Consider the following 8212-nt stretch of genomic DNA (forward strand, 5'->3'; position numbering starts at 1 on the left):
GCTCTAAAATAAACGACCTAAAAAATTTGCGCGCTGAATACTCATCAATTGTACACAATCACTCGACCTATGCACTAACAACCTGTATTACCGAGTCCAAAGCCTCTCCCGGCTTCTCGCTGTCCAGCCAATGTACCGAGTTCCAGCCTCGTAACCAGGTCATTTGGCGCTTGGCCAACTGACGTGTTGCGCAAATACCACGATAAACCATCTCATCGTAACTAATTTCGCCAGATAAATATGACCACATCTGGCGATAACCGACACAGCGAATGGAAGGCAAATCCGTATGCAAATCACCCCGTGCAAAAAGTGCACGCACTTCCGTCTCAAAACCTGCCGCCAACATTTGATGGTACCGCAGCGCTATGCGTTGATGGATCAACTCACGGCTGGTCGGCGCTATCGCAAATTGGTGAACATGATACGGCAACGATTCACCCGAAATTTTAGTCAGTTCCGTTAAAGTTTTACCCGAAATAAAAAAAACTTCCAGTGCTCTGGACAGTCTCTGCGGATCATTAGGATGAATTCTCAATGCCGCAACCGGGTCAATCTCTTGCAACTGACGGTGTAAAACGTCCCAACCCTGCTCCGCAGCCTGCTGTTCGATACGCTCACGCACCGCCGGATCGGCAGGCGGCAACGGCGATAAACCTTCCAGCAGCGCTTTGAAGTAAAGCATGGTGCCCCCCACCAGCAGCGGGATACGCCCGGCAGCGGTAATGGCGGCCATCTCTTTCAGTGCATCGGCGCGAAAATCCGCTGCTGAGTAAACTTCGGCAGGATCGCGAATATCAATCAGCCGGTGCGGTGCCTGCGCCAATTCCTCAGCGCTCGGTTTAGCCGTGCCGATATCCATGCCGCGATAAATCAGCGCGGAATCCACGCTGATCAGTTCCACAGGCAGGCGTTCACGCAGCGCGATCGCCAACGCGGTCTTGCCCGAGGCGGTCGGCCCCATCATAAAAATAGCCGGGGGACGTGGTGTCATTTCAGTTTCAATCATGCGTAAGGGCTGCCAGTGCAGCCTGTAAATCAACAGGTTGTAAAAGTCCGCTCGGTGGTGATTTGACCAGCTGCGGGCAAAGTCGTTCAACGTCGGTCAGCAATTGTATCGCTTGCGAGGTGTTCCACTGCTCATGTTCGCTGCCCAAGTGGCGGGCGAACCAGGTGGCTAACACCGGGGGCGACATCTCCTGATGCTCGGCCAGATAGCCTAACAGTTCGGGTATCAGTTTTTGTAAATTTTGTTGGCGTAATGGTAAAGGTACTGCGCGCAACGTCACACGCCCATGATCCGTCTGCAAATCCAATCCCATTTTGACCAGTAACGGCTGATGGCGCACACAGGCGGCCGCTTCTTGCTTATTCAGCGTCAGTTTGATGGGGATCAGCAGCGGCTGCGGCCGCAGGCCTTCTTCAGCCGGATTAAGCTGCGCCTGGCGCAACCAGCGCTCGGCCACCGGCAGATTGAGCAACATCAATTGCTGGCGACGCTCAATCAGGGCGAAGCACGGCGGATGGATCATCAGCACCCGACCAAAACTGTGCTGGCTGCCGTCCAGCGGCACTTCTCGCTCAGCCTTTACCGGTGGGAACAGCGGTTGTTTCGGCGTTTCTGGCGCTGGCTCCACCACCGGAGCAGCCTGCATCAGTTTGCCGTAAAGCTCGCCTTCGCGCTTTTGGTAGCCGTTGCCTGCCTGATAGGCCGGTTGAGGTGCACGCTCGCGGGCGACGCCCGGTTCACTCGGCTGAGGTTCACGACGCGGCGCCGGCTGCGAGAAATGGTTGCCGCCGGCAGCGACGCGGTTTTCCGGCTGCCAGGTTGGCACCGACGGTTGTTCCGGCTCATCGTCCAGCGGCAGCGGCGCGTTGCCGACCTGCTGCAGCACGGTAGTTACCGCCTGATAAATAAAGTCATGTACCAACCGCGCCTGATGAAAACGTACTTCGTGCTTGGCCGGATGCACATTCACGTCTACCTGGTGCGGATCGACCTCGAGATAAAGTACGTACGCGGGCTGCTGATCGTCTTTCAACTGATCCTGATAGGCCTGGCGGATGGCATGATTGATCAGACGATCGCGCATCATGCGGCTATTGACGTAACAATACTGCATCTCGCCCAATTGACGCGCCCCGGCAGGATCAGCCACCCAGCCGCGAATGGTCAGATCGCCATGCTGCCAGGAAATGTTCAACGCATGCTGCAAAAAAGCCGGGCCACAAATGCTGCCCAGGCGGCGCTCATAGTGGCTTTCGTCTTTCGCTGCGCGATATTGGCGGATCAGTTTGCCGTTGTGGCTGAGGTTGATCGCCACATCGAAACGCGCCAGCGCAATGCGCCGCACTACTTCATCGATATGGCCGAATTCGGTTTTCTCGGTGCGCATGAATTTGCGCCGCGCCGGGGTGTTGTAGAACAAATCCAGCACTTCCAGCGTGCTGCCTATCGGATGCGCCGCTGGTTTGACCGTCACCGCCTGGTCGCGGCCTTCGGCGTAAGCCTGCCAGGCTTCATTTTGTTCCGCCGTGCGCGAAGTGAGCGTCAAACGGGAAACCGAGCTGATGCTGGCCAACGCCTCACCGCGAAAACCGAGACTGACGATGGCTTCCAAATCGTCGAGCGTGCTGATTTTACTGGTGGCATGACGCGCCAATGCCAATGCCAGATCGTCTTTACCGATGCCGCAGCCGTTATCGCGGATGCGAATCAGCTTGGCACCGCCGCGTTCGATATCAATATCAATGCGTGTCGCACCGGCATCCAGACTGTTTTCCACCAGTTCCTTTACCACTGACGCGGGCCGTTCGACCACTTCACCGGCGGCAATCTGGTTGGCAAGCTGGGGCGGTAACACCTGGATGGGCATGCTGACTCCTCTAATGTGGGCACTAGGCCTGCGGAATGGTCAGCGTCCGATCCAGCGGCGCGACGTCCGACTTCAGTTTATTCACGCGTTTCAGGTCGCTGACGCTGACACCGTAACGGGTAGCGATGGAGGATAAGGTATCACCGCGGGTCACTTTGTGCCTGGACGGCTTCTTCACGCTGGGTTTTGCCTTGGCGACTGTACTGACCGTCGCGGCGGTTTTACCCGCCGGCACTTTAAGGCGCTGGCCGACCCACACGCCGTCTTTTTTCAGCTTGTTCAGGTCACGCAACGCCGCCATGGTGGTGCCATAGCTGTCGGCAATACCGGAAAGCGTTTCGGCTCGCTTCACCACGTGGATCTGCGTTTTACCGCTAATGCGGCTGCTGCCGGCCGAACTGACGACCGGCGCGGGCTGACTGACGTCTTGTGTTGAGGAGTTAACCGCCGCTGCGACGTCCAGCGGTCGGTTTTCCACCTTTGGGTCGGCTTGTAGCGGGTGCGCCAGGAAATAACTGCGCAGGCCGTTGTGGATCGCCCGGGCAATTTTCTCCTGATATGCGCTACTGCCGAGCAGCCGCTCCTCCGTGCTATTACTGATAAATCCTGTTTCCACCAACAAGGATGGGATATCCGGCGAACGCAGCACGCCAAGACTGGCGTGTTCAGGACGACGTTTATGCAATGAGCCGACGCTCTGCAACTGCTGCAACACTTTTACTGCGACATCGTAGCCCACGCGTTGTGAGTGACCAAACTGCAGATCCAGCACCGCCTGGCTCAGGTAAGGATCCGCCTGGCTGTTGGCCAGCAAATCACCCGCACCGCCCAGCAACTCGGACTGCTTCTCATGTTGCTCCAGCCAGCCGGCCATCTCACTGTTGGCGCGGCGGTTGGACAGAACCCAAACCGAAGCCCCGTTGGCGCTGCGGTTTGGCGCGGCGTCAGCGTGAATGGAGACCAACACGTTAGCGCCTTGCTTACGTGCCACGTCAGAGCGGCCCATCACCGAGATGAAGTAGTCGCCGTTGCGCGTCAACACTGGTTTAAACTGGGGATCGGCATCCAACAATGCCTGCAGGCGGCGAGCGATGGCGATAGTTACATTTTTCTCTTTCAGGCCGTTCGGGCCAATGGCGCCTGGGTCCTGGCCGCCGTGACCGGCATCGATAGCCACCACCACCCGATCGCCGGAACCGGCGGATACGCGGCTGCTGCGCGGCGTGACCTCAGATGCGGTACCCGCAACCACGGTAGGCTTATTGGTGAAAGGATTGGAACCACTTGGCGCTCTACGCACCGGAGCAGGCTCTGGTTCAGGCTCACTCACCACCACCGGGGCTTTACGCGTCGGTGGGTTCACGACCACCGGTGCCGGCGTCGGGGCTTTTCGTACTGTAGTGTTTGCGCTGCCCTCGGCGGCGATGGTGAACACCACGGTATAGACACTGCCGTTCTGGCGTGTGGCTACCCGGGTCTTCGCGCGCTGGGTCAGATCAAACACCAGCCTTACGCTCTGGGCGTCTTTCGGCGCGCTGGAGCGAATGCTTTTCACCAGGTTCTGGCCGCTGAAATTCAACGGTAAACCGCCCACCTTGCCTTTCTGGTTTACATCCAATACCACGCGGTCCGGGCCGTGCAACGGGAAGAAGGCATAGTCCGGCGGACCGGTAAAGCTCACCGATACCGTGGCTTCGCGCTGGGCATTGGTGACTTTAATATCAGACAACGACGATGCGGCCAACGCACTGGCTGCACCCAAAGGCCCCAATACGGCGATCAGGGCGATTACGAGTAATTTTCTCAACGCATACGTCATTGCGGCGTCATTCCTGTGGCCCGTGAATACGGTCTAAAAGCTGGCTGCCGTAGGCAGAAACCGCCTGAATTATTGCTTCGCGCCCCTGATCCTGGTAGCTGAGATGCAGCTCCAAATCAGGTTCCGGCAAGACGCCGGTCCCCTGCTGTGGCCATTCCACCAGGCAAATGGCATCCTGCGCAAAATAATCGCGAATGCCCATAAATTCGAGTTCTTCCGGATCGGCCAAGCGATACAGATCAAAATGGTATACCGCCAGCGGCTGCAGCGCATAAGGCTCCACCAGCGTATAAGTTGGGCTTTTAACGTTGCCCTGGTGGCCCAATGCCTGCAAAAAACCACGGCTGAAGGTGGTTTTACCGGCGCCCAGGTCACCGTAAAGGTAAATTACGCTGGCGCGAACGCACGCCTTGGCCAAGGCAGTACCCAATGCGACAGTCGCTGCCTCATCCGGCAGAGGTAAAACGAGTTCTTTCATTCGATAGTTTCTATTTATGCCAACTCAGGATTAACGTAATAAGGGATTTCCGGCAATAAATCGCTCGCCAGCAGCCCCCTTATTCCTTGTCTTGCCGCCACGCGATCGGCGGCTGCGCCATGCGCCACGCAACCGGCGCAGGCTGCATCATACAGTGAGAGCTTTTGCCCCAGCAAACCGCCGATGATACCGGACAGCACATCGCCCATTCCACCAGAGGCCATGCCGGCGTTGCCGACGTCGGCGATCGCCACCTGGCCTTGATCATCGGCGATCAACGTACCCGCACCTTTCAGTACGGCCACGCCACCGTAATGCGTGACCAGATTACGAACTGCAAGTAAGCGGTCACTCTCAATCTCGGCGGTACGGCACCCCAGCAGGCGTGCCGCCTCCCCAGGATGCGGGGTAATTACACGATTCTGACGCTTCTCGGGATTTAATGCCAGTAAGTTCAGCGCATCGGCGTCCCATAACGCCGGTTTATCACTGGCTTGCAATATTTTCAGCGCATTCCTACCCCATTCGCCCTGACCCAGCCCCGGGCCAATCACCAGCACATCCGCCCAGTCGAGCGCCTGCTGCAACCCTTCGTCGCTCAGCGGTTGCACCATCAGTTCCGGTCTGGCGGTCAGCAAGGGCCCGACATGCTCAATGTGAGTGAGTACTCGCACCAATCCTGCGCCGCTGCGCAACGCCGCTTCTGCCGCCATGCGTATCGCGCCGCCAAAGCCGTGATCGCCCCCCACCACTAACAAACGCCCCTGTTCACCTTTATGTGAGCAGGGACGACGCGGTTTCAGCCACTGGGACAGCGATTCGGCAGTAAGCCGCTGAATCTGCGTCGGTTGCTTTGCCAGCCACCCCGATAATCCTAGCGTACTCTGGTGAAGTTGCCCGACCCAATCGCGAGCCTGGCCGGTCAGCAGGCCAGGTTTAAGCGCGATGAAAGTCATGGTATGCGTTGCGCGGATGACAGCTCCAGGCGCGGCGCCGCTTTCAGCCAGCAGGCCCGAGGGGATATCGAGTGCGATAACCGGCGCGCGGCTGCGGTTAACAGCTTCAATCAGGGCATCGTACGGCGCCCGCGGCGCACTGCTTAACCCAGTACCGAGCAGGCCGTCGATGATCAGATCCACGTCTTCCGGCCAGCGGCTGTCGACCGGATGGATCTCGCCGCCGCTAGCCAACCATGCCTGTCTGGCTTCAGCCGCTTCTGGGGGCAGTGGCCGTGTGCCTTCGCAGGCAATCAGGCTGACTTTGACACCGGCCGCCGCAGCCAAACGGGCGACAACATAGCCGTCACCGCCATTGTTGCCATGACCGCACAGCACCAGCCAGTGATGGGCGGCAGGATATTGGTCGCACGCCAGCGTGTAAGCCGCCTCACCGGCACGTTGCATCAGTTGATAGAGAGAAATGCCCTGCGAGGCGGCGGCGCTTGCTTCTGCTCGCCGGATCCAGTCCGCAGACCAGACAGAGTGTGGTAAACTGTCAGAGTATCGTTTTTCACTGTGGCCCGTCATGACTCACCCCCTCGATCTCAATCAACTCGCCCAACATATCAAGCAATGGGGGCAATCGCTAGGATTCCAGCAGGTAGGCATCTGCGACACCGATCTGAGCGCGGAAGAGCCCAAGCTGCAGGCCTGGTTGGACAAACAATACCACGGTGAAATGGAGTGGATGGCACGCCATGGCATGCTGCGCGCCCGGCCACATGAGCTGTTACCCGGCACGCTGCGCGTGATCAGCGTGCGCATGAACTACCTGCCGGCCAAAGCGGCCTTCGCCAGCACCCTCAACAACCCAGAATTAGGCTATGTCAGCCGCTATGCGCTCGGGCGGGACTACCACAAACTGCTGCGCCAACGGCTGAAAAAACTCGGCGATCAGATCCAGGCCTACTGCGGCGAACTTAATTTCCGCCCCTTTGTCGACTCCGCGCCGGTGATGGAACGCGCACTGGCCTCCAAGGCCGGGATTGGCTGGGTTGGTAAACACTCACTTATTTTAAACCGCGAAGCTGGCTCCTGGTTCTTTCTTGGCGAACTGCTGATCGACCTGCCGCTGCCGGTGGATAAGCCCCAGGAGGAACAGTGCGGCCGCTGCGTCGCCTGTATCACCACTTGCCCAACCGGCGCCATCGTCGCCCCCTACACCGTAGATGCGCGCCGCTGCATTTCCTATCTGACGATTGAGTTGGAAGGCGCCATTCCTGAAGAATTCCGGCCGTTATTGGGCAATCGTATTTACGGCTGTGATGATTGCCAGCTTATCTGCCCATGGAACCGCTTCTCGCAACTTACCGACGAAGACGATTTCAGCCCACGCGCCGCACTGCATGCACCGCAACTGATCGAACTCTTTGGTTGGACGGAAGAGAAATTCCTGCGCATCACCGAAGGCTCCGCCATCCGGCGTATCGGCCATTTACGCTGGCTGCGCAATATCGCCGTGGCGCTGGGCAACGCCCCTTACCAGGATGCTGCAGTGGTGGCGTTGCGCTCCCGGCTGGAACAGGACGCAATGCTGGACGAACATATCCACTGGGCACTGGAGCAACAGTTGGCGCGGCGTGAGGCGCAAGGCATAGAAGTGCAGACAACGCAGAAAAAACGATTGATACGGGCTGTGGAAAAAGGATTGCCGAGGGATGCCTGAAATCTTTCATTCAGACCCGATAGTCACCCTGTGGATTTGTGCATAAAAATAAAAATGCTTTGTCTTTCAACTGCAACAAAAAGAGCAAGTGATCGGTATAACGTTTTCGGATAAATAAATATGCATATAAATCAATGCGATAAATATTTCATTTGTGTGGCGTTGATTTTTTGAGCTGCGGGTATTATGAGCGCTACCTGTGGATAAGTCTGTTCACAACATTTCGACAGGGTATGTATAACGGGGCAAAGAACCGCGCCGGTAAAGGCGATGGACTGAGTTTAAAACGAAGAGAAAATTGGAGCGGGAAACGAGACTCGAACTCGCGACCCCGACCTTGGCAAGGTCGTGCTCTACCAACTGAGCTATTCCCGC

At 57.6% G+C, this 8212-nt stretch carries 6 protein-coding genes and 1 tRNA gene; 1 reads left to right on the top strand and 6 read right to left on the bottom strand.

Annotation, left to right across the window (positions count from 1 at the left end; genetic code table 11):
- Positions 1-67: 67 nt before the first annotated feature.
- Genes miaA through nnr form a run of 5 tightly spaced genes read right to left on the bottom strand, consistent with a single transcriptional unit; the run spans position 68 to position 6699 of the window.
- Positions 68-1009, bottom strand: a complete 942-nt coding sequence (miaA, locus tag AC1RKC_RS19725) for a tRNA (adenosine(37)-N6)-dimethylallyltransferase MiaA (RefSeq protein WP_261135944.1) — start codon at positions 1007-1009, stop codon at positions 68-70.
- Positions 1002-2876: a DNA mismatch repair endonuclease MutL gene (mutL, locus tag AC1RKC_RS19730; RefSeq protein ID WP_261135946.1), complete on the bottom strand. Its 1875-nt coding sequence runs from the start codon at positions 2874-2876 to the stop codon at positions 1002-1004. Before mutL ends, miaA begins: the two co-directional genes overlap by 8 nt.
- Before the next feature lie 22 nt (positions 2877-2898).
- The gene (gene amiB / locus AC1RKC_RS19735) at positions 2899-4695 is read right to left on the bottom strand and encodes an N-acetylmuramoyl-L-alanine amidase AmiB (protein ID WP_048762800.1); all 1797 of its coding nucleotides are present in this window, start codon (positions 4693-4695) and stop codon (positions 2899-2901) included.
- Between the two features lie 7 nt (positions 4696-4702).
- Positions 4703-5173 (bottom strand): tRNA (adenosine(37)-N6)-threonylcarbamoyltransferase complex ATPase subunit type 1 TsaE, encoded by a 471-nt coding sequence (gene tsaE, locus AC1RKC_RS19740; RefSeq protein WP_493092680.1) that lies wholly within the window; start codon positions 5171-5173, stop codon positions 4703-4705.
- Between the two features lie 14 nt (positions 5174-5187).
- Positions 5188-6699: a bifunctional ADP-dependent NAD(P)H-hydrate dehydratase/NAD(P)H-hydrate epimerase gene (gene nnr / locus AC1RKC_RS19745; protein ID WP_261135951.1), complete on the bottom strand. Its 1512-nt coding sequence runs from the start codon at positions 6697-6699 to the stop codon at positions 5188-5190.
- On the opposite strand from nnr, the gene queG reads away from it, so the two are divergent.
- A complete protein-coding gene (queG, locus tag AC1RKC_RS19750; RefSeq protein ID WP_020824900.1) occupies positions 6698-7837 on the top strand; it encodes a tRNA epoxyqueuosine(34) reductase QueG in 1140 nt (379 codons plus the stop codon). The two genes, nnr and queG, sit on opposite strands and share 2 nt — an antisense overlap.
- 299 nt (positions 7838-8136) lie before the next feature.
- Here queG and AC1RKC_RS19755 read toward each other — a convergent pair.
- A tRNA-Gly gene (locus tag AC1RKC_RS19755) sits at positions 8137-8212 on the bottom strand.

The sequence above is a fragment of the Serratia sp. GW822-FHT06E05 genome (genome assembly GCF_058799445.1).

Bases quoted from the DNA above. Each gene is read 5' to 3' on its own strand.
- tsaE (WP_493092680.1), bottom strand. From the start codon at position 5,173: ATGAAAGAACTCGTTTTACCTCTGCCGGATGAGGCAGCGACTGTCGCA.
- nnr (WP_261135951.1), bottom strand. From the start codon at position 6,699: ATGACGGGCCACAGTGAAAAACGATACTCTGACAGTTTACCACACTCT.
- mutL (WP_261135946.1), bottom strand. From the start codon at position 2,876: ATGCCCATCCAGGTGTTACCGCCCCAGCTTGCCAACCAGATTGCCGCC.
- queG (WP_020824900.1), top strand. From the start codon at position 6,698: ATGACTCACCCCCTCGATCTCAATCAACTCGCCCAACATATCAAGCAA.
- miaA (WP_261135944.1), bottom strand. From the start codon at position 1,009: ATGATTGAAACTGAAATGACACCACGTCCCCCGGCTATTTTTATGATG.
- amiB (WP_048762800.1), bottom strand. From the start codon at position 4,695: ATGACGTATGCGTTGAGAAAATTACTCGTAATCGCCCTGATCGCCGTA.